Annotated in this window: 23 protein-coding genes; 10 read left to right on the forward strand and 13 right to left on the reverse strand. The window is 29.9% G+C overall.

Annotation, left to right across the window (positions count from 1 at the left end; genetic code table 11):
* The 4 genes from P9515_RS04935 to rsmA all read right to left on the reverse strand — a co-directional run bounded on the left by P9515_RS04935 (position 1) and on the right by rsmA (position 3,280).
* Positions 1–984 (reverse strand): pyruvate dehydrogenase complex E1 component subunit beta, encoded by a 984-nt coding sequence (locus P9515_RS04935; RefSeq protein WP_011820321.1) that lies wholly within the window; start codon positions 982–984, stop codon positions 1–3.
* A gap of 182 nt (positions 985–1,166) precedes the next feature.
* A complete protein-coding gene (locus tag P9515_RS04940; RefSeq protein ID WP_011820322.1) occupies positions 1,167–1,484 on the reverse strand; it encodes a DUF3082 domain-containing protein in 318 nt (105 codons plus the stop codon).
* 22 nt (positions 1,485–1,506) lie between these two features.
* A complete protein-coding gene (ispE, locus tag P9515_RS04945) occupies positions 1,507–2,445 on the reverse strand; it encodes a 4-(cytidine 5'-diphospho)-2-C-methyl-D-erythritol kinase (RefSeq protein WP_011820323.1) in 939 nt (312 codons plus the stop codon).
* A 4-nt stretch (positions 2,446–2,449) separates the two neighbouring features.
* Positions 2,450–3,280 (reverse strand): 16S rRNA (adenine(1518)-N(6)/adenine(1519)-N(6))-dimethyltransferase RsmA, encoded by an 831-nt coding sequence (rsmA, locus tag P9515_RS04950; protein ID WP_011820324.1) that lies wholly within the window; start codon positions 3,278–3,280, stop codon positions 2,450–2,452.
* 58 nt (positions 3,281–3,338) lie between these two features.
* On the opposite strand from rsmA, the gene P9515_RS04955 reads away from it, so the two are divergent.
* From P9515_RS04955 to P9515_RS04975, 5 genes are all read left to right on the forward strand, one after another.
* Entirely contained in the window at positions 3,339–3,650 is a 312-nt protein-coding gene (locus tag P9515_RS04955) for a hypothetical protein (protein WP_011820325.1), read from the forward strand.
* A 20-nt stretch (positions 3,651–3,670) separates the two neighbouring features.
* The gene (locus tag P9515_RS04960; RefSeq protein WP_011820326.1) at positions 3,671–4,084 is read left to right on the forward strand and encodes a 23S rRNA (pseudouridine(1915)-N(3))-methyltransferase RlmH; all 414 of its coding nucleotides are present in this window, start codon (positions 3,671–3,673) and stop codon (positions 4,082–4,084) included.
* 86 nt (positions 4,085–4,170) lie between these two features.
* The gene (locus P9515_RS04965; RefSeq protein WP_041710598.1) at positions 4,171–4,587 is read left to right on the forward strand and encodes a LexA family protein; all 417 of its coding nucleotides are present in this window, start codon (positions 4,171–4,173) and stop codon (positions 4,585–4,587) included.
* A complete protein-coding gene (locus P9515_RS04970; RefSeq protein WP_011820328.1) occupies positions 4,584–5,876 on the forward strand; it encodes a Y-family DNA polymerase in 1,293 nt (430 codons plus the stop codon). Before P9515_RS04965 ends, P9515_RS04970 begins: the two co-directional genes overlap by 4 nt.
* Positions 5,877–5,884: 8 nt before the next feature.
* On the forward strand, positions 5,885–6,343 hold the full coding sequence (locus P9515_RS04975; RefSeq protein WP_011820329.1) for a hypothetical protein: 459 nt from the start codon (positions 5,885–5,887) through the stop codon (positions 6,341–6,343).
* Between the two features lie 12 nt (positions 6,344–6,355).
* Here P9515_RS04975 and dnaG read toward each other — a convergent pair whose 3' ends face one another.
* Complete coding sequence (dnaG, locus tag P9515_RS04980) at positions 6,356–8,392, reverse strand: DNA primase (RefSeq protein ID WP_011820330.1); 2,037 nt, start codon at positions 8,390–8,392, stop codon at positions 6,356–6,358.
* 97 nt (positions 8,393–8,489) lie between these two features.
* Here dnaG and P9515_RS04985 point away from each other — a divergent pair, with 97 nt between their 5' ends.
* The 5 genes from P9515_RS04985 to P9515_RS05005 are packed head-to-tail and all read left to right on the forward strand — an operon-like array spanning position 8,490 to position 11,195.
* Positions 8,490–9,377 carry a DMT family transporter gene (locus P9515_RS04985; protein ID WP_011820331.1) on the forward strand — a complete coding sequence of 296 codons (888 nt, stop codon included), beginning with the start codon at positions 8,490–8,492 and terminating at the stop codon, positions 9,375–9,377.
* A 22-nt stretch (positions 9,378–9,399) separates the two neighbouring features.
* Positions 9,400–9,750 carry a glycine zipper 2TM domain-containing protein gene (locus tag P9515_RS04990; protein WP_011820332.1) on the forward strand — a complete coding sequence of 117 codons (351 nt, stop codon included), beginning with the start codon at positions 9,400–9,402 and terminating at the stop codon, positions 9,748–9,750.
* Positions 9,751–10,437, forward strand: coding sequence for a Holliday junction branch migration protein RuvA (gene ruvA / locus P9515_RS04995; protein WP_011820333.1), 687 nt, complete (start codon positions 9,751–9,753; stop codon positions 10,435–10,437).
* Positions 10,438–10,469: 32 nt separating this feature from the next.
* Positions 10,470–10,739: a 30S ribosomal protein S15 gene (gene rpsO, locus P9515_RS05000; RefSeq protein ID WP_011820334.1), complete on the forward strand. Its 270-nt coding sequence runs from the start codon at positions 10,470–10,472 to the stop codon at positions 10,737–10,739.
* 9 nt (positions 10,740–10,748) lie between these two features.
* Complete coding sequence (locus P9515_RS05005) at positions 10,749–11,195, forward strand: PAM68 family protein (protein ID WP_011820335.1); 447 nt, start codon at positions 10,749–10,751, stop codon at positions 11,193–11,195.
* A gap of 1 nt (position 11,196) precedes the next feature.
* On the opposite strand, the gene P9515_RS05010 is transcribed toward P9515_RS05005, so the two are convergent.
* The 8 genes from P9515_RS05010 to trpD all read right to left on the reverse strand — a co-directional run bounded on the left by P9515_RS05010 (position 11,197) and on the right by trpD (position 20,697).
* Positions 11,197–14,694 carry a DNA polymerase III subunit alpha gene (locus P9515_RS05010; RefSeq protein WP_011820336.1) on the reverse strand — a complete coding sequence of 1,166 codons (3,498 nt, stop codon included), beginning with the start codon at positions 14,692–14,694 and terminating at the stop codon, positions 11,197–11,199.
* A 78-nt stretch (positions 14,695–14,772) separates the two neighbouring features.
* Positions 14,773–16,227, reverse strand: a complete 1,455-nt coding sequence (gatA, locus tag P9515_RS05015; protein WP_011820337.1) for an Asp-tRNA(Asn)/Glu-tRNA(Gln) amidotransferase subunit GatA — start codon at positions 16,225–16,227, stop codon at positions 14,773–14,775.
* 33 nt (positions 16,228–16,260) lie between these two features.
* The gene (locus tag P9515_RS05020; protein WP_011820338.1) at positions 16,261–16,476 is read right to left on the reverse strand and encodes a DUF1816 domain-containing protein; all 216 of its coding nucleotides are present in this window, start codon (positions 16,474–16,476) and stop codon (positions 16,261–16,263) included.
* A 151-nt stretch (positions 16,477–16,627) separates the two neighbouring features.
* Positions 16,628–17,677: a 23S rRNA (guanosine(2251)-2'-O)-methyltransferase RlmB gene (gene rlmB, locus P9515_RS05025; RefSeq protein WP_011820339.1), complete on the reverse strand. Its 1,050-nt coding sequence runs from the start codon at positions 17,675–17,677 to the stop codon at positions 16,628–16,630.
* A gap of 12 nt (positions 17,678–17,689) precedes the next feature.
* Positions 17,690–18,082 carry a ribonuclease III domain-containing protein gene (locus P9515_RS05030; protein WP_011820340.1) on the reverse strand — a complete coding sequence of 131 codons (393 nt, stop codon included), beginning with the start codon at positions 18,080–18,082 and terminating at the stop codon, positions 17,690–17,692.
* Entirely contained in the window at positions 18,079–18,447 is a 369-nt protein-coding gene (locus P9515_RS05035) for an STAS domain-containing protein (RefSeq protein WP_071818455.1), read from the reverse strand. The genes P9515_RS05030 and P9515_RS05035 overlap by 4 nt, the downstream gene beginning before the upstream one ends.
* A 63-nt stretch (positions 18,448–18,510) precedes the next feature.
* A complete protein-coding gene (gene carA, locus P9515_RS05040) occupies positions 18,511–19,650 on the reverse strand; it encodes a glutamine-hydrolyzing carbamoyl-phosphate synthase small subunit (protein ID WP_011820342.1) in 1,140 nt (379 codons plus the stop codon).
* A gap of 18 nt (positions 19,651–19,668) precedes the next feature.
* Positions 19,669–20,697 carry an anthranilate phosphoribosyltransferase gene (trpD, locus tag P9515_RS05045; RefSeq protein ID WP_011820343.1) on the reverse strand — a complete coding sequence of 343 codons (1,029 nt, stop codon included), beginning with the start codon at positions 20,695–20,697 and terminating at the stop codon, positions 19,669–19,671.
* Between the last annotated feature and the right edge of the window lie 6 nt (positions 20,698–20,703).

The raw sequence follows: 20,703 nt of genomic DNA on the forward strand, positions 1-20,703 counted from the left end.
TTAAATACTCCCATTGATTATTTCTTCTACTTTTTCGACTATTTGATGCGGTTGAATTATTGTTAAATTTTCTAAATTACCATTATAAGGAGTAGGAATATCCTGACTAGATAATCTTATAGGTCTATGATCAAGATCATCAAAACATTCTTCTGTAATCAAAGCAATCAATTCTGCTCCAATTCCTCCAGTTTTCATACATTCTTCTACAATAATTACATTATTAGTTTTTTTAATAGATTTCGAAATTGTTTTCATATCAAAAGGTTTTAAACTTATCAGATCTATTAATTCGACATCGATATTCTTCTTATCTAACTCTTCAATAGCTTTTAAACAATGATGTCTCATTCTTGAATAGGTAAGAATCGTAATATCTTTCCCCTCTTTGACTATGTCAGCTTGATCTAAAGAACAGATATAATCTCCCTCAGGCAATTCCTCAGATAAATTGTATAAAAGGACATGTTCAAAAAATAAAACGGGATTATTGTCCCTTATAGCAGCTTTCATTAATCCTTTTGCATTTGTGGGGGTACTACAAGCAACTATCTTGATCCCAGGAACTGCGTGAAAGTAAGCCTCTAATCTTTGACTATGTTCAGCGCCTAGTTGTCTCCCAACACCGCCAGGGCCACGAACAACTGCAGGTATTTTATAATTGCCCCCACTTGTATATCTGAGCATGCCCATATTATTAGAAATTTGATTAAAGGCTAATAGTAGAAATCCCATGTTCATACCTTCCACTATCGGTCTTAATCCTGTCATTGCAGCACCAACTGCCATCCCCGTAAAACTATTTTCGGCAATTGGAGTATCTAAAACTCTTAATTCGCCATATTTTTCATATAGATCTTTAGTGACTTTATAAGAACCACCATATTGGCCTACATCTTCTCCCATAACGCAAACGTTTACATCATTTGCCATCTCTTCATCAATTGCTTCTTTCAAAGCATTAAATAATAAAGTACTAGCCACGAGTAATTCCCTAATTGATCATATATATAAATTTATACCATCAAGGTTAAATTAGCCTCCTTCTACAAAAGTTATAAGTAGTAATATTGACAAAATCATGCCGGGAGACAGCAAAAGTATTAACAGGCCTAAGTCATGAACAGACATTAAAAAACATTAGTTTTATTTATAATATTATTAATTTATTTTTTTTTAACCAAAAAACTTCGAATAAATACAATAAAAAGACCTAAACCTATAAAAGCAAAGGAAAAGGTTAATAAGAAAGACAAACCAATAATTAATGTATTAATGCTAGAAGATATACTTTGTACGATTTCGGATGTATTGGATGGTTTGTGAATTGCAAAATAAATTGCAATTTTATTACTTATAAAATAAAAAAATAGACAAAGAAGAAAACTTGTTAATGAACCAGTTATAAAACTTAAGGGGCCTTTTTCAGGGATATTTTGATTTTTAATAACATCGTTAATATTGGATGATTTTTCATTATTCATTTTCTATAGAAAAAAAAGGTTTTTACAAAAAGGTTATGCCACTATTAATTAATTTACAGACCCACGCTTCAAATCCATTATTATTAAACATTTTATGATTTTGTTCAAAAACTTCATTAGCCTTATTTATATCTTTAAAAAGAGCAAAACATGTTGGGCCAGATCCACTCATTGAAAAAGATAAACAATTTTGCAAATTTGAGAGAAGATATAATGCCTTCTTTACAGAATCATTTTCTTTTTCAACGATAATTTGTAAATCATTTTTTACTTTTATAATCTGATTTGAAGAATTAAGATCATTAAATCCGTTTATTCTCAAATCATTTCTGATATCATTTGTTTTTTCAGATTCAGTTAAAAAATTTGAGCAATATTCCTTACTATATTTTTTGTAAGTATCTGCAGTTGAGATTGAAATATTTGGATTTTTTAAGAGTATTACGCCATAATCAAATTTAGAATTATAATTTTCAAGAATTTCTCCCCTTCCAAAACAAAATTGGCATCCTCCGTTTATAAAAAAAGGTACATCTGATCCTAGTTTTGAGGAAAGTGAAAGCATAGTTTCGTTATCAAGATCCAAATCCCATAATTTATTAAGTCCAATTATTGTTGCGGCTGCATTGCTGGAACCTCCAGCTAAACCAGCACCAATAGGAATATTTTTTTTAAGAAAGATATTAGCTCCTAAATCTTTTTTTTTTGATATATCTTTTACATAATTTGCTGCTTTTATTATTAAGTTATCATCCTTGAGACTTAAATCTTTGTTATTAGACTTTAATTCAATATCACCTATTTGATTATTCTCAAATTCTATATAGTCAAAAAGATCAATATTCTGCATTATCATTGCTAATTCATGATATCCATCCTCTCTTTTTCCGATAATTTCAAGATGGAGGTTTATCTTCGCAGGTGATTTCACACAAATTTTAGTTGTAGATAATTTTGTCATTTTACTAATTCTTATTTGTTATTTTAATACATCCCTCTGCAAGCTTAATCCATTTATTAATTGAAATATCTTGAGGTCTTGAATTAAAGCATATTTCAGATAATTCAGCTAATTTCTTAATCTCATCCTCTGAGAGGATTGAATTAAGAGTATTTCTAATCATTTTTCTTCTTGAATTAAATGAAATTTGAAGAAGTTTATCTATATATCTCTCTAGTTTAATATCTAATCGTTTCTCAGGCCTCAATGGTTCAAAAACAACCAAAGAAGAAAATACTTTTGGAGGTGGGTTAAAAGATGATGGAGGCACATCGCATATTCTTTTTATGTTAGAGATAAGTTGCATCCTCACACTCATAGCTCCTGCATTCTTACTACTTTCTTTAGATAAAATCCTATCCACAACATCCTTCTGCATTAAGAAAATTATTTTCTTGTAATTATTCTTACTAACTATTCCTAATCTTCCAATAAAAATATCCAATATTGGACCTGTAATATTATAAGGAATATTTGCAATCACTTTTGTAATTTTTTTATTTATGGAGTCAAGATTTGTTGAAAGGATATCGCCTTGTTGAAGTGAAAACTTTTTATCATTTCTAAATTTATTATTTAAAAGGTCAATTAAATCTTTATCCAATTCGACGGCATGTAATCTACTAATTTTTGAATCTAACAATTTCGATGTTAAAGCCCCTTTTCCCGGACCAATTTCTAGAATAAAATCTTTTTCATCGAGTTCAGCGACTTCTTTTATTTTTTCCAATATTAAATTATTAACCAACCAATGTTGTCCAAATCTTTTTTTTTGATGATGGTTCTTAAAATTCATCCAAAAGAGAAATATTATGTTTAAATTAAATATATAGTTTATATCTTTATTAAATTGTATGGGCCTATCAAAAAAGAATTTAGGTAAACTCAATACTTTTAAAAAAAATAATAATTTGTTTAACAATAACAATTTAATTCAAAATCCTCAAAAACTTTCTAATCCGAAAAAATTTGAAGAACCTTCTAAGATTTTTTATTCGATAATTGATAACTCAGATAATCTAAATGAGACAGTAGAAGCAAATCAATTATTAAAAAAAAGTGAGGACTGTTTTCATAATATAAATTCAAGAAAACCTAGTTCCTCAAAAAATCTATCTATCGAAGATGAGCTTTATGACGAATTTAATTATCTTCTTGATGAATAGAGAAATTTTTCTTTTTTTTCATGCTTAAGGCTAACAGGCTATCAATATATGCTATTGGTAAAATTAAAAAAAAATGGATAAGAGAAGGAATTAATCAATACAAAAAAAGAATGCCTGATCTTATTATTAATGAATCCAAGAGTTTTAATATAGATAATATTCGAGTTAATAATATTATTATTTGCCTTACTGAAGAAGGTAAATCTTTTAGTTCAACTGAACTAACCTCCTTACTTTTGAATTTTAAAAATAAAAAAATTAATTTTCTCATTGGAGATGCCGATGGAATTCCTTCAGATATTAAAGACAAATCACATCTTCTACTAAGCCTCTCTCCTCTTACTTTTCCTCATGAACTTGCAAGATTAATTCTAGTCGAACAAATTTATAGAGTTATTTCTATTTCTAATGGTTCGCCTTACCATCGTGCCTAAAGAGAAAATTTAAAATTATTATATAAAATCTTAAAACAGACACAATTTCAATATTTTAATATATAGTATATATGTACTATATAAAAATGCATTCTTCTGATTTGACTTTTAAAAAGGTGAAAATTCCATTATTAAGTGATTCGGTCTCAGCAGGTTTCCCATCTCCTGCAGATGACTATACTGAGGAAAATATTGATTTGAATGAGCATTTAATATCTAATCCTTTTAGTACTTTTTTTCTTAGAGTTAAAGGTGACTCAATGATAAATTCAGGAATTAAAGATAAAGATTTAATAATAGTAGATAAGAGTTTAACTGCTAAACCAGGGAATATCATCATTGCGATGATAGATGGAGAATTTACAATAAAAAGATTATCTATAAGAAATAATGAATTATATTTAAAAGCAGAAAATCATAATTACCCGGACTTCAGTTTTAGGAATCATGTTGATATACAGATTTGGGGAGTTGTAATTTATTCAATACATAGTTACTTATGAAAAGCAAAAGCTCAATTACTGAAGCAATAGCTCTCATAGATGCTAATAATTTTTACGCATCATGCGAACAAAGTATTAATCCACATTTAAGGAATAAACCAGTAGTAATCCTATCTAATAATGATGGATGCATTATCGCAAGAAGTCCTGAAGCTCGTGCTTTGAGAATCAAAATGGGAATTCCTTATTTTAAAGTAAAAAAAAAATTGAATAGCTTAGGAGTAGCAGTTTTAAGTTCAAATTACTCTCTCTATGGAGATATGAGCAAGAGATTAATGAATTTATTAAAGGATTATTCTGAAGAGATCGAGATTTACTCTATAGATGAAGCCTTTGTCTCAATTCTGAGACCTAAAGATAAAAATTTAAATCCTTGGGCAAGAAAAGTAAGGTGCTTAATATATCAAAATTTAGGAATAACTTTAACAATCGGAATAGCAGAAAACAAAGTAAGAGCAAAAATTGCTAATAAACTAGCTAAGAATATAGATTCTTCAGCAGGAATATTTGATTTAGTCAGAATCCATGATGAGACTAATTACTTAAGAAAAATTAGTGTGGGAAAGGTATGGGGTGTCGGGAAACAAACATCTAATTGGTTACAGAGCAAAGGGATTAAAAATGTCAATGAATTAAGAGATATGGATGAAAATGAAATCATTAAGAAATTAGGTATTATCGGGAAAAGATTACAACTTGAATTAAGAGGAGAGAAATGTCTTCCGATAGAAACAAGTAAGAAGCCAAAGAAAGAGATTCAAGTAAGTAGAAGCTTTGGTAAGCCAATTACAAAATTAGAAGATTTGACTCAAGCATTAGCAATTTATGCAATAAAGGCATCCGAGAAAATGAGAAATCAAAATTTAAAATCATCTACCATTACTATATTTACAAGAACTAGTCATTATTCAAATCATGCTTATCAAAAAAGTGCTTATAAAAAACTTATCAATGCAACAGATAACACAAGTACTATTTTAAAAATAGTAGTTGAATTATCTAAAGAGATTTATACGCCGGGATATAAATTATCTAAAGCTGGAGTTTTAATGCAGGATTTAACTAATTGCAAATATTTACAAAAATCAATTATCAATAATGAATTTCAAGAAGACTCAAAAAAAACTATACGACTTATGAAAACAATTGACTCCTTGAATAAAAGATATAATAATGAAGTAATTACTTGGGCAATTGCAAAAAAACAACAAGTATGGGCAATGAATAGAAATTCATTAAGTTCCGGATCTACAACAGATATTAAAAAAATTCCAAATATAATTAAATAAAAAGGAATATGTTTGAATTTATATTATTTATAAACAAAATTGATAAAGAAATAATAGAACTAATCAATAAATCAAATCATTCAATAGAGGAAAATACAGATCTTTGTCTTATAGATGAAAAGTTTGTAGGTTTTTATAAAAAGAGAGAAAAAGCGATCGTTATATGTACTGAAAACGCTAAAAAATTAGGCGGTTATAGAGAAGACAAACGTTACGACAATCACAAAACAAGTCTATATATAAAAAGAGCATTAAGGCATGAGACAACGCATCTAGTCCAGTATTGCAATAACAACAAACCTACAGGAGTAATTAAAAACATAGAAGATAAAATTCATGTAGGAAAATTAAAAGCTTTAAAAAATTCAGTAAGAATATCTGGAAATTATGAAAAAGAATTAGAGGCTTATGTTATGGAAGACAAGCCAAGAAAAGTAAGAGAGATAATTAAAAGCTATTGTTTATAAATTCGTTTAAAGTTATTGATTAGAAGAAAAATTTCCACACCGTTGTTTATCAAGAAGATTAATGTGCTGTCTTTCTAGATAATATAATTCTTGAAATTTTATAGCATCAGAGTTTAAATCATTAAAGACATCATCAATCTCTTTATTCGATTCTGAAGATTCTAATAAAGAATTATCGATTAAAATAGAAATACAGTTTTCTAAAGTTTTAAGTCTTTGAGAACCCCAAGATTCAATAAGATGTCTACACCTTTTTAATGATTTGTATCTTTCTAAAAGAGACAAGGTTCCGAGAAGATTATGTTTAGGATTTTTTAAAGTAGTTAAAAATAATTCATCTGGATTAATAAAAGTATTTATTTTATTTAAGACTTCTAAATTATTAAGAGCTAAGTGATCAGGCAATAGTGAAATTAAATTTAGAGAAATAAAGTCATTATTAAGTTTTTGATTATTTGAATTTCTCAAATCATCTAAATAATTTGAACCAAAATTATTTCCTTCTATTGTTGAAATAGAGTCCCAAATGAGACGAATATATTCAGTGTTAAATTTTTCTATTTCTCTTTTAAGCAATTCTTCACGAATAAAAAGTCTGTATTCAGGACAATGTATATAGTAATAAATAATCTCTGATTCATTTTTTTCACGTTGACTTATTTCATTTGGCTGTTCAAATTTTTTTGATCTTCCATGCCAACGAAACCCTTTAACTTGTTTTCTTAAGTCTTCTTCAAATTTGATAGCTAATCTCGCTTGCCCCATACTTAATCTTTCAGAGACTTTTTGCAAATAGTGAGTTCTTGTAGCAGATTGAGGAAGTTTGCTTAATAACTTAACTAAAGAGGAAATAACGTTCTGAAAAATATCAGATTTAGATAAATCCTTATTCTCAAAAATTTGATCAATTTCCCAATCTATCCAAAAAGAAGCGTTATCTATTAAATTTATATAATCTTCTGGAGTGTTTCTTTTAAGATACTCATCAGGATCTTTAAATGATTTTATTTGGAGTATTTTTAGATTTATTTGGTCATGAAGTGATAAGATTTCGACCTCGTTTATAACTCTTTTAGTAGCTAATATCCCTGCATTATCAGAATCAAAATTAATTATTATATTTTTACTATCGGTACATCTACAAAGTTGGGAAATTTGATATTTATTTAACGCTGTTCCGAGAGAAGCAACAGAATTCGTAATGCCTTTTGCATGAAGTGAAATAACATCAAAATAACCTTCCACTACAACAGCCTTATCACTTTTTCTAATATTGCTGGATGCTTTATCAAACGCAAATAGCATTTTACCCTTCTCAAAAACTTCCGATTCGGGAGAATTTAAATATTTTGGTTCTTGACCATCAAGAGATCTTCCTCCAAAAGCAACCACTCGCCCTTGCATATCAAAAATAGGAACTATCAATCTATTTCTAAAGCGATCATAGACCTTATCAGAATTTTCTTTAGAGACAACAAGACCTGCACTTAAAATTAACTTCAAAGGGAATTTCTCTACTTTTGAGAGATAATTGAATAAATCGTTCCATGAATTTGGAGCAAAACCTAATTGAAAATCATTAATATTTTTAATATTTAAATTTCTTTGCGAAGTTAAATAGTTTAGGGCCTCTTTACCCAAGGAATTATTTAATTGTGAAACAAACCAATCTTTTGTAACTCGAAGAATCTTATAAAGTTCTTCTCTTCTAGATAATTGTTTTTTATAAACCTCTTGTTGAGGGCCATCAACATTTATAACATTTATATCATTCTTTTTTGCGAGAGAGAGGACTACGTCTGTAAAGTTATTACGAGTAAACTCCATTAAAAATTTAATAGAATTACCTCCAGCTCCACATGAGAAACAATAATAAAATTGTTTCGCAGGAGAAACTGTCATGGACGGCTTATTATCATCATGAAAAGGGCATATCCCAACAAATTCTTTTCCCTTTTTCTTTAAGACAATATGTTCAGAAATAACATCTACAATATCTGCCTTATCTTTAACCTCCTGGATAGTTCTTGGATGTATTGAAGGTCCCATTTATATATTTTCTAAAAAGATGTCCTAATTATCATTATGTTATAAGTCAATCCTTTAAAAGAATCTACTTAATTTCACAATAAAATTATTTTTGGTAATGTTGAAAGATTTTCTAAATCAAAATAATAAATCATTTAATAAAATTAATTTAATATTTGCTTCATTCTTCTTTAGTCTTATGACTCTTTGCGTGAAGAAGATCGATAATGGGATACCTATATACGAATTGGTATTCTTTAGATCATTATTCAGCTTGTTAATAACATCTTTGATAATTAATAAAAGGAAAGTAAATCCTTGGGGAAAGAACAAACCATTACTTATACTAAGAGGCCTTTTAGGGACAATAGCTTTAGTTTGTATATTTTATGCTATTCGCAATATGCCTTTAAATATTTCTACTGTTATTCAATATACATACCCTATATTTATATCTATATTTGCAGGAATTCTAATAAACGAAAAAATCTCTAAGAATATAATTATTGCATCTTTAGCAGGTTGGTTTGGTATATTAATCATCTTAAATCCATATCAATTATCAAGTTTAAACATTGAGATAGATAAAATATCTGTATTAATAGCATTTCTTGGTGCCATATCAACCTCGCTTGCCTACATTACTGTCAAAAAATTATCCTTATCGGAAGATATCTTTGTAATAATTAAATACTTTCCATTAATATCTGTAATTACATTATCACCAATAGTATTTTTTAATTGGGTAACACCAAATATTAACGATTTAATATGGATCATAGGTATAGGAATGTTTACCCAAGCAGGGCAAACATTTTTAACCATTGGATTAAAGAAATTACCAACTTCGGAAGCCGCTACGATAAACTATTTGCAAGTACTTTTTGGCTCTATTTGGGGAATTATTTTCTTCAATGAATTAATAAACATAAACTTTATAATAGGCTCATTACTTGTTTTGTTAGGAACTATTATTTCTACTAGCAAAATTATGAAAAAGATTTAAAATATAAAAAAAAGTATTTTTAATGAAATTATTCTTATTAGCACTTTTCAGTTTTTATCCATTTCTTCAAGTAAAAGCATCAACCCCTAAATCCGTAACATGTACCAGGACTGAGTATAGGGAAGAATATATTCCAGGGACAAAATCAAGCCCTGGATATGTTAGAAATTATGAAATTGACGTGGAAATTCCATGTGGTGGAGAGAAAGCCAATAATATTGATGACAATGACTGTAGTGAAGGGTCAGTAATAGGTGGTCTTCTTGGCGCTGGATTAGCTCTCTCTTCATCTAGGGGCAAAGACAGATTTTGGGCTGTTCCAGCAGGTGGAACCGCCGGTGCTCTTATCGGATGTCAGGTGGATGGTGGTTAATTGATTAGTTGGGTAAAGGGAAAATTAGTAAGTTCATGGCAAACTAATAATAAATTTTATATTCTAATAAATTGTCAGGGATTAGGCTACGAAATTCAGACAATAGAATCTGTTTTTAATGAATTAAATTCAAAAAATGTTTCTGATAAAGAAATTATACTTTGGTTAAAACACATCAAAAAAGAAGATTCTGATTCACTTTTTGGCTTTTTCACTAAGGATCAAAGAGATTTTTTTATTCAAATCCTAAATATTAAAGGTATTGGATCTCAAATAGGAATTGCATTATTAAATAAATTTACTTTAAATCAAATAATTAATGCAATATCAAATAATGACAAGAAATTGATAAGTTCTGTTCAAGGAATTGGACAAAAAATGACAGATCGAATAATACTTGAATTGAAAAGTAAAGTATTTACTCAACAAATTGAAAAAGAAAATTTAAAAACAAATAATTTTCTTGAAGAGAATAAAGAATTAAATTCAATTTTTGAAGATCTTGAGCTAACACTTCAATCTCTAAATTACCCAAATAAAAAAATTAAAAACTTGTTCCCTAAACTCATTAATGATATTAAAGATAATAAAATAGCGACATTAGAAATAAATTCCATTTCGTTTGAAAGCTTACTAAAAGAAGCAATGAACTATTTAGACAAAAATAGTAGTAATTTAGGCCAATAACGTAGTAAAGTGGTAATAAGTAGATAAATTTAATGACTCTAGATACAGCTGAAAAACAAAAACTAATTGAATCTCATCAAGTACATCCAACAGATACTGGATCAGTTGAGATACAAGTTGCAATGATCTCTGAAAGGATTACAAAATTAAGTGAACATCTTCAAGGAAATATTCATGATTACGCTTCTAGGCAAGGCTTATTAAAAATGATAGGTAAAAGGAAAAGGTTGCTATCATATATAAAAGGTAAAGATCCCAAAAACTATCAAGACCTTATTAAAAAAATTGGAATCAGAGGATGAATTCCTTTAATGAAAAAAAAACAATCTAAAAAGAAAAACTTTACAAAAAAGAAAAAGATAGTTGAGAGTGATGCCTTTAGAAGTATAGAAAAAAAGGTCCCAACAATAACCTCCAATACTAAAAAATCAACTGGAATACCAAAATATGTAGCTGACAGGATGGCAAGAAGAATCTTTTTTACTGCAGGAATACCAACAATCATGGGTATGTCCGTATTTGTTGTAAGTTATATAATTGTCACAAGAAATATTGCTGAAATACCTCCTTCTTCAACGATAGCAATATCGGCATTATTCTTCTTACTAGGACTAGGGGGGCTAAGTTTTGGCATATTATCTGCAAGTTGGGATAAAGAACCGGGAAGTTTTTTTGGTATAGAAAATATTCCCTTGAATATTGAAAGAGCGAAGGCTGCTTTTAAACCAGCATCTCAAAATTTTGATAAGAAACAGTAAATTAGGCAATCAACGATTTTAAATTTACTTGGAAAGATTTATCAGAGAGTAATTTCGTAACACCCACAATATCTCCTACGCAAAACTGATCTCCAAACTTAACATAGGTTGTGGATTCATTATTCTTAACTGCTGCTAATACTGGAATTTTAATTCCACATTTATCCCTATCTGGTTTAAATTTTACTAAGCAATCTCTTATTGTGTTTTGAATTCTTATATCTGAGGCTTGGGAATTATCAAGGTCAATAACAAGTAATTTAAGATTATCTATTTCTCTACAATCATCAATAATTAGTTGTGTCTTATCACTTTTTTTATCAATAGTTCCCCAAACTAATAGTCTGGTATCAGTAAGTAAAAATTCAGATAATCTACAATATGTTTTTGGGAATACTATTGCCTCGCAAGTTCCAGATAGATCCTCTAACTGAACAATTGCCATTCTGTCACCTTTTCTAGTCGTAATTTGCTTTAATTCAGGAATCATTCCAACCAAAGACACTTTAGTTCTATCGTGAGAGTTTTCTAACTGAGAAATACTTATAGGCGAAACAAGCTTAGCTGGCTTTGCAAGATGTTTTAAAGGATGATCTGATAAATAAAAACCTAAAAGTTGCTTTTCTAGTTTTAGCTTTTCTATTAGGGAATAATCATCAACTTTGGATCCTTTAGGTAAGGAAAATTCCTTATGTTCAATATTACTGATGGAGTCAAACAAATTTCCTTGCCCAGAGATCCGATCACGATTTCGTGAGGAAGCCCATTCCATTACATAATCAAGATCAGAAAATAGTTGAGCTCTATTTTTATTCTCGGAAAATTCATCAAGAGCTCCACAATGAATTAAAGATTCAAGATTTCTTTTATTTAAAATATTTGAAGGTAGACGATCACATAAATCAGAAAATGATTTAAAATTTCCTAGTTTGTTACGATTCTCTATTATATTTTTTATGGCAGAATCTCCTAGATTTTTAATAGCAGATAACCCAAATAATATTTGATCCTTTTTAACAGTAAAGTCAATTCCAGATGAATTAATACTTGGAGAAATGACTTCTATTCCCATTGAATAACAATTAGAAATATACCTCTGCATTTTGTCGCTTGAACCAGCATTAACACTTAGTAAAGAAGCCATATAAGCTACTGGATAATGAGCTTTTAAAAAAGCAGTTTGATAAGTAACTGCTCCATATGCAGTGGAATGACTTTTATTAAAACAATATTCAGCGAATAGAACCATCTGATCAAAAAGATCATTAGCAATTTTTTTATCTACCCCTTTCTTACAAGCTCCCTCAATAAATATATTGCGATGTTTAACCATCTCAGATACTTTCTTTTTACCCATTGCTCTGCGTAATAAGTCAGCATCACCAAGAGAATAGCCTGCCAAATCTTGAGCAATTTTCATAATTTGCTCTTGATAAACCATTATTCCATAAGTTTCAGTAAGAATTGATTTAATTAAAGGATGAGGAAAATCTATTTTTTCACTCCCATTTTTTCTATTGATAAACTTTGGTATGAGACCAGCATCAAGAGGTCCTGGTCTATATAAGGCTAAAATTGAGGAGATATCTTCAAGAGAATTTGGCTTAAAGTCTTTGACAACTTGTTTCATCCCGGAGGATTCTAGTTGAAAGATGCCTTCCAAATCTCCTCTTCCAATAAGATCAAAAGTTTTATTATCATTTGGAGGTAATTCATCAACATTGATTTTTTGTCCCGTGGAGGACTCTATTAAAGAAATTGTCTTATCAATCATCGTAAGATTTTTAAGACCTAAAAAGTCCATTTTCAATAATCCTAGCGATTCAATGTCATCCATTGAATATTGAGTGATTATTTGTCCTTCATTATTCCTTTGAAGAGGGACAAGCATATCTAAAGACTCTGATGCTATTACAACACCCGCAGCGTGCACACCATATGTTTTATTAGTTCCCTCTATTCTTAATGCTAAGTCAACCCATCTTTTTACCTTACTATCTTTTAAATATTTATCTCTGAATTCAGGACTGGGAGATTTTTTATCAATCATTTCATTGAGCTTATATGGTTTTCCTCTTACAACTGGTATTAACTTTGCCAACTTGTCAGATTCCCCATAAGGGATATCTAGAACTCTGGCAACATCCTTGAGTACAGCTTTAGATGTCATTTTGTTAAAGGTAATTATTTGAGCCACTTTATCTTCGCCATATCTATTAGTTACATAATCAATAACTTCGCTTCTCCTATCTATACAAAAATCTGTATCAATATCAGGCATTGACTTTCTTGCCGGGTTTAAGAATCTCTCAAATAACAATCCATGTTTAACAGGATCAATATTTGTAATTTGAAGAGAAAATGCAACCAATGAACCTGCAGCAGATCCTCTCCCAGGACCAACAGGTATTGAATTATCTCTAGCAAATTTTATATAGTCCCAAACGACTAGAAAATAATCTGGGAAGCCCATGTCATTGATTATTTTTAATTCTGAGGATAATCTTTTGGTATAAATCTCATCAACTTCATCTAAATTAGCTTTATTAAGTCGTTTTAAAAGACCCTCCTTAGATATTTTTGTCAAAAAGGATAAAGAATCCTTCTCTTCTTTTAATGGAAATTTAGGCATTCTATAGGTTCCAAACAAATCAAAAACTTCAATCTTTTGAGAAACCTCAACCGTATTATTAATAGCTTCTTTAATAGATTCATTATCAATATGATCATTAAAAAGTCTAAGCATTTCAATCTCACTTTTAATATATTCTGTTCCTGTATACCTCAATCTCTTTTCATCACTTATTAATTTTCCTGTAAGGACACAAAGTAATGCATCATGTGCTTCAACATCCATATTCGAAATGTAATGAGCATCATTAGTAGCAATAACTTTAATTTGATATTTTTTACCAATTCTAATCATTTCAACATTCACAATCCTGTCTTCCATGGAGCCATGATCTTGTATTTCTAAATAAAAATCCTCTCCTAATAAATTTTTATACCAACATGCAATATTTTCAGCTACATCTATCCTTCCTTTTAATATTGCTTGAGGTATTTCTCCACCTAAACATGCTGTTGAAATAATAAGACCATCTTTGTATTTTTCTAAAAGAGATTTATCAATACATGGTCTAGAAAAAATACCTCGACCCCTCATCCCATTAAGATGGCTAATTGTCGTTAATTTAACAAGATTCTTATAGCCTTCATGATTTTTTGCTAAAACCACCAAATGGTATCTTTTTTCCTTCTTTGGTTGAGGATCGTCAATAGAACCATTAATGATATACATTTCATTACCAATAATTGGTTTTATACCTTTGTCTTTGCATTTTTTAACTAAGTCAAGAACTCCATACATTACTCCATGATCAGTTAAGGCAATTGACTCCATTCCAAGTTCTGATGCCCTATCAACTATTTTCGAAACTTGACTTGCTCCATCTAGAAGACTGTAATCGCTGTGATTATGAAGTGGAACGAATCCCATATTTAAACAATTTATATTTACAAGATAGAGAATATTTTAAAAATTTCTATGTTTAACTCACACAAATTAATTATTAATTCAAATTTCAATACTAGGTTTTCTCTTCATGACGTCAGCATCCTTTTCAAATATATTTGCGACGTTTAATATTCGATGCTCCTCCAAAACATTCCCGATTAATTGAAGACCAATAGGTAAGCCTTTTTTATCAAATCCACATGGAATACTAATTGCTGGTAGCCCTGCAAGATTAGCTGGAACAGTTAAAAGATCTGACAAATACATAGATAAAGGATCGTTTATAAAATCACCTTTCAAGAATGCAGTAGTAGGGCATGTAGGGGTTAATAAAACATCTACCTTATCAAAAGCACTATCAAAATCCTTTCTAATTAAAGTTCTTACTCTCTGAGCTTTCTTATAATAAGCATCACTATATCCGGCAGATAAAGCATACGTACCAATCAAAATTCTTCTTTGTACTTCATTTCCAAAGCCTTCTGCTCTACTTTTAGAGATCATTTCTACTAAATTAGTATCTCCATCTGATCTATATCCATATTTAACTCCATCATATCTTGCCAAATTAGCAGAGGCCTCACATGGAGCTATTACATAATAAGTTGCTATTCCATCATTAAATCTTGGACATTTTACATCATGAATTTCAGCACCCAGAGATTTGAGTCTATCTACAGCTGATAAAACAGATAATTTGACTTCTTGATCAAGTCCAGGATGATTAAAGCATTCTTCAATAATTCCAATTTTTAAACCTTTAATAGATTTATCCAAATCAGATAAATAATTTGGTACTGGTTTATCAAGGCAAGTAGAATCAAGAGGATCCTTTCCGGACATGGAATATAGTATTTCAGCTGCATCAGAAACAGTATTTGTAATTGGACCAATTTGATCTAGAGAGCTTGCAAAAGCAATTAATCCCCATCTACTGACTCTTCCATAGGTGGGTTTCAAACCCACTACACCACAAAAAGATGCAGGCTGTCTGATAGATCCCCCAGTATCAGAACCAATAGAGGCTGCACATAAACCAGCAGCTACTGAAGCAGCGCTACCCCCAGAACTACCTCCTGGAACTCTTTTTGTATCCCAAGGGTTTGAAGTTGTACCAAATACGGAAGTCTCTGTAGAACTGCCCATTGCGAATTCATCAAGATTAGTTTTTCCAAGAAAAATACCACCCGATGACCATAATTTACCTGAGACAGTAGACTCGTATGGAGAAACAAAGTCTTGAAGCATTTTACTTGAACAAGAGGTTACTACTCCTTTAGTACAAATATTATCTTTTATCGCAATGGGTATTCCTGCAAGAGGCGGTAATTGTTCATTATTACTAATTAATTTATCTATTTGTTCAGATTGAGAGTTCGCTATTTCTTTTGTTAAGCAAGTATAGGCATTTATTTTTGGATCTAATGAATCAATTTTCAAAAAAAATTCATTAATTAACTCCTTAACTGAGGCATTTCCACTTTTAATTTCCTTTCGAAAAGAATTAAAGTTCATATCAAGATAGAGTTTTTGAGATTAATTTAATTATCAAACAGTTAATGGTTCTTCTCTTTTACATCTAATAATACTATGTTGAATATCTATTGAACCCTCATCAGAAAGATCATTAAGGAATTTTTTTAAATTTTTATTTAAACTACGTTTTGTTAGAAATGGTCCGTACCAATAAGTTGCAGCAGGAGTTACTGTTTCAACTTTAGCCCACCACGCCAAACCAAGTTTGTTACCAAAATTTCTAATCAATTTAATTAGCCTTCTGTTTAAGACTATAAGTTCTTGTCAAATTGTATACAATTTTTGAGTAATTATTCAATAAATAATAGTCAAATGGATAAATATATTGAAATAACGATATAAATTCATCCTGATTTTAAATTTTTCGTGTTTAGTCACACTAAATATTTGACAAATAACATAAGGAAATAGCTGCTGCTACAGAAGCATTTAAACTAGAAGTTTTGCCTCTAAGAGGTATCTTAAGCAAGTAATCACATTTTTTTTGCGTGAGCAAAGATATTCCTTTATTTTCAGCTCCAACAACTACTACAATTGGTGCCTTTTGATCAAATTTAGAAATAGGAATTTGCCCATCCCCTGATAATCCAACAATTAGAAAACCATTTTTCTTTAATTCATCTATTGCTCTATTTAGATTCACAACTCTACTTACAGGTATATGTTCTAATGCTCCAGCAGCAACTTTTGCAACAGTTCCAGTTAATCCTGCAGATCTTCTTTGAGGAATTATTATACCTTTACAATCAAAAGCTTCTGCAGATCTAATAATTGCTCCTAAATTATGAGGATCAGTTATGCCATCTAATGCTACAAAAATAGGATTATTAGACTTACTTTTAGTTATACCAATCAATTTATCTAAAGATAAAGTTTGAGAAGTTGCTAACTGCAACGCAACTCCTTGATGAACGGCACCGGATGTTAATTGGGAAAGTCGTGACCAAGATACTTCTTCAACTAAAACACCTTTAGATTTTAGATCCTTTAATAACAAAAAAAATTTTTCTGACGAAAATATTTCTGAAGTACACCAAATTCTGTTAATTGGTCTTTCAGTATTTAATGTCGCAAATACTGAATGCTTACCCCATATCCAATCATCAAAAGTTTTGACATTGGTATTTATTAATAAATTTTTGGAACTATTTTCAGCATACTTTTCTGCTTTTGTATTATTTGTAGAAATTTTTCTTTTGGGTTGAATGAAATTATTTCTAGATTTTGCTTTTGATCTTAAAATATTATATTCATTACCTTTGAAATCATCACTTTTTTTTAAATTAGTTCTTTCAAAAGTATTATTTTTAATTGAGTTAAATCTTTCACCTTTAAAATCATTAGATTTTTCTCGATTTTTAGATTGTGATCTTCTTGAATATTTATCATTATTTTTTCTTGAATAATTATTTTTAGAAAAATTTTTCATAGTTTTATTAAGTTATATACACTCTAGGTATTCAAAAATTTTAGACAATCTTTTAGGGTCCTTTAAAAACAACCAACCAATTAAAGTTTCAAAACCGGTGGCTCTTGAATAAACAACAGGATCTGAGGACTTTGGAAATCTCTTTGTTTTATTTCTAGCTCGCCTTACTAAATTAATTTCAAAAGAGTTTAACAAATGTTCTATATCATCCAATGATTTTGATTGAGCTTGAGCTTTAACTTCATTTACAACTGAAAGATGGAGTTCTTTAGACTTTAAAGGTATATGTACATGACGTAATCTTTGATGTAACTCCCATACAGAATCCCCAAGCCAAGCAAGTTGAATAACACCTATCTCATCAGGAGAACCGTAAGGTGTAAGATTTTTTATCCAATAATTCAATTCTTCAAATAAATTAATGCATCTTCAACTGTAGCCTTCAAATGAAGAAAGTCTCCTAATCGTACTAATTTAATAGTTTGAGCAACTCTAGAATTTCCAACCACCGAAAAACCAATTTTAAGTTTTTTGCATTCCTTGGAAGTTTGAACAAGTGCACCTAAACCTGATGAGTCAAGGAAATCAATTTTGCTTAAGTCAATTACAAATGGTTGAGGATCGTTTTTTAGGGTATTAGTAATAAAAGTTTTAAATTGCTTTTCAGAAAATGCATCTAATTGCCCTTTAAAAGTAAAAACAATAATATTTGTCTTTACTTCAATATTCCCTCTTAAGGAAACAGTTAGCTTTTGGAAATCTTCTATGATTTAATCCCTCCAAGGAAAATAAATTTATTAAATGTAATTATCAAATCAAAAAGAATCAACATGTCAACATCTTTCTAACATTAGAGAAACAAAATTTTCAAATAAATAATCTGAGTCGTGAGGTCCCGGGCTTGCCTCTGGGTGATATTGAACACTAAATATAGGCTTATTTTTAAGTTTCAATCCAGCGACAGTTTTATCATTAAGGTTAAGATGAGTTATTTCAACAATTTCATTTGATAAGGAATTTGGATCTATGGCAAAACCATGATTCTGACTCGTTATTTCAACATTATTATTCATCCCACAGGGATGATTTAAACCACGATGTCCAAAAGGTAATTTATATGTTTCCCCTCCTAATGCCAAACCAAAAATTTGATGACCAAGACAAATTCCAAACATAGGAATTTTTCCATAATTTATTAGTGATTTAGCTAAATTAATCCCATCAAGAACAGTAGAAGGATCACCTGGACCATTCGAAAAAAATATCCCATCAGGATTATTGCCTAAAACATCTTCAAAAGAAGAATGTGAAGGCAATACCAATACCTCACATCCATGTGAAACTAATCTATTAAGAATTGATTTTTTGATACCAAAATCAATTGCCACAATTTTTAATTTATTTTTTGTACCAATATCCTTTTTTCTTATATCAAAACTTGTCTTAGTGGTCTCTTTCCAAAAATAATTATTCTTTGTTGAAACTTCTCTTGATAAATTTAAACCATTCATATCCGGAGCATTAGAAATAAGCTTAAGACAACTATCTAAATTATTATTTTCTGAAGTTATAAGACCATTCATCGAACCGTTAGATCTTAAAATTTTGACAAGTGCTCTCGTATCAACTCCATAAAGTCCAATAATATTATTATCAATCAGCCACTGATTTAGGCTTATTTGGGATCTCCAATTACTATTATTATTTGAGTAATTACGAACTATTAATCCTTTAACACAGTTGTCTGATTCAGAATCTTCGAAATTAATTCCTGTATTTCCTATCTCAGGATATGTAAATGTTAGTATTTGACCAAAATAACTTGGATCCGTTATTACTTCTTGATAACCAGTCATACCAGTATTAAAAACAATTTCGCCTAGAGTTGTACCGACGGCACCAAATGAATAACCAGAAAAAGTAGTCCCGTTACTTAAAACAAGTTTTGCATTTTTCTTAAAAGGATGATTCATTAATTAAAAAAATGTTTCTTATGTCTCAAGATAAGCTTTCAAACTTAAAAATTTATCCCACGGTTTTGCTTTACTCATAGAAAACAAAGCTTTTTCAAACCCTTTTTCAATATCCTTTTCAATACCCGCCACCCAAAGAACTAATGAAGTATTTAAAGCCACAACATCAATATGAGCTTTTTGACCGGAACCCTTCAAAACAGATTCCAATATATTTTCATAAGATTGATTATTTGATACGATCAAATCATTATTTGAGGTATTTTGAAAATTAAAATCAGAAACATTGAGTATTGAATGTTTTAGCTGACCATTATCTACAAAGATAATTTTATTATCGCCTTCTAATGAAGCCTCATCAAGGCCTCCATAGCCATGAACAACTATTGCTCTATCCATTCCCATTTTATTTAAAGCAGAAGCCATAGGAGTAAGAAGATCTTCAGAAGCAACGCCTAAAACTTGTGCATTAGGTCTTAATGGATTTACTAATGGGCCTAATTGATTAAAGATTGTTCTGATACCAAGCGCTTTTCGTAAGGGAGCTAATTTAATCAATGATTTATGCCAAATAGGAGCAAATAAAAAAGTTATCCCAATATCATCTATTGCAGAAATTACTTTATCTAAAGAAGAATTTAAATTAATCCCAAGATTAGACAAAACATCTGCAGAACCAACTTTTCCACTGGCACTTTTATTTCCATGTTTTGCTATATTTACACCACAGGCAGAGGCAACAAAGGCAACAGCTGTAGAGATATTAAATGTATTTGAACCATCACCGCCAGTACCACAAGTATCAACCATAAACAAATCCGGCCTATCAATAGGCAGTTTACAAGCGTTCAAGAGCTCTTCTGCCATACAAGACAATTCCATACCTGTGGCGCCTTTAGCTCTTAATGCACTTAAAAAGGCTCCTGTTTGAACATCTAATATTTCATTATTTAACCACCTTTTCATCAAAACTCTTGAAGTTTCATCATCAAGGTTATGTCCAAAAAGTAATTGATCTAGAATTTCTGAATTTTTTTTATTAGACATTTATTA

The sequence above is a fragment of the Prochlorococcus marinus str. MIT 9515 genome (assembly GCF_000015665.1).
Lineage (GTDB): Bacteria > Cyanobacteriota > Cyanobacteriia > PCC-6307 > Cyanobiaceae > Prochlorococcus_A > Prochlorococcus_A marinus_P.

Excerpts from the sequence above, each read along its gene's own strand:
- P9515_RS04940 (WP_011820322.1), bottom strand. The coding sequence starts at position 1,484 with ATGAATAATGAAAAATCATCCAATATTAACGATGTTATTAAAAATCAA.
- ispE (WP_011820323.1), bottom strand. The coding sequence starts at position 2,445 with ATGACAAAATTATCTACAACTAAAATTTGTGTGAAATCACCTGCGAAG.
- rsmA (WP_011820324.1), bottom strand. The coding sequence starts at position 3,280 with ATGAATTTTAAGAACCATCATCAAAAAAAAAGATTTGGACAACATTGG.
- P9515_RS04955 (WP_011820325.1), top strand. The coding sequence starts at position 3,339 with ATGGGCCTATCAAAAAAGAATTTAGGTAAACTCAATACTTTTAAAAAA.
- P9515_RS04960 (WP_011820326.1), top strand. The coding sequence starts at position 3,671 with ATGCTTAAGGCTAACAGGCTATCAATATATGCTATTGGTAAAATTAAA.
- P9515_RS04965 (WP_041710598.1), top strand. The coding sequence starts at position 4,171 with ATGCATTCTTCTGATTTGACTTTTAAAAAGGTGAAAATTCCATTATTA.
- P9515_RS04970 (WP_011820328.1), top strand. The coding sequence starts at position 4,584 with ATGAAAAGCAAAAGCTCAATTACTGAAGCAATAGCTCTCATAGATGCT.
- P9515_RS04975 (WP_011820329.1), top strand. The coding sequence starts at position 5,885 with ATGTTTGAATTTATATTATTTATAAACAAAATTGATAAAGAAATAATA.
- dnaG (WP_011820330.1), bottom strand. The coding sequence starts at position 8,392 with ATGGGACCTTCAATACATCCAAGAACTATCCAGGAGGTTAAAGATAAG.
- P9515_RS04985 (WP_011820331.1), top strand. The coding sequence starts at position 8,490 with ATGTTGAAAGATTTTCTAAATCAAAATAATAAATCATTTAATAAAATT.
- P9515_RS04990 (WP_011820332.1), top strand. The coding sequence starts at position 9,400 with ATGAAATTATTCTTATTAGCACTTTTCAGTTTTTATCCATTTCTTCAA.
- rpsO (WP_011820334.1), top strand. The coding sequence starts at position 10,470 with ATGACTCTAGATACAGCTGAAAAACAAAAACTAATTGAATCTCATCAA.
- P9515_RS05005 (WP_011820335.1), top strand. The coding sequence starts at position 10,749 with ATGAAAAAAAAACAATCTAAAAAGAAAAACTTTACAAAAAAGAAAAAG.
- P9515_RS05010 (WP_011820336.1), bottom strand. The coding sequence starts at position 14,694 with ATGGGATTCGTTCCACTTCATAATCACAGCGATTACAGTCTTCTAGAT.
- gatA (WP_011820337.1), bottom strand. The coding sequence starts at position 16,227 with ATGAACTTTAATTCTTTTCGAAAGGAAATTAAAAGTGGAAATGCCTCA.
- rlmB (WP_011820339.1), bottom strand. The coding sequence starts at position 17,677 with ATGAAAAATTTTTCTAAAAATAATTATTCAAGAAAAAATAATGATAAA.
- carA (WP_011820342.1), bottom strand. The coding sequence starts at position 19,650 with ATGAATCATCCTTTTAAGAAAAATGCAAAACTTGTTTTAAGTAACGGG.
- trpD (WP_011820343.1), bottom strand. The coding sequence starts at position 20,697 with ATGTCTAATAAAAAAAATTCAGAAATTCTAGATCAATTACTTTTTGGA.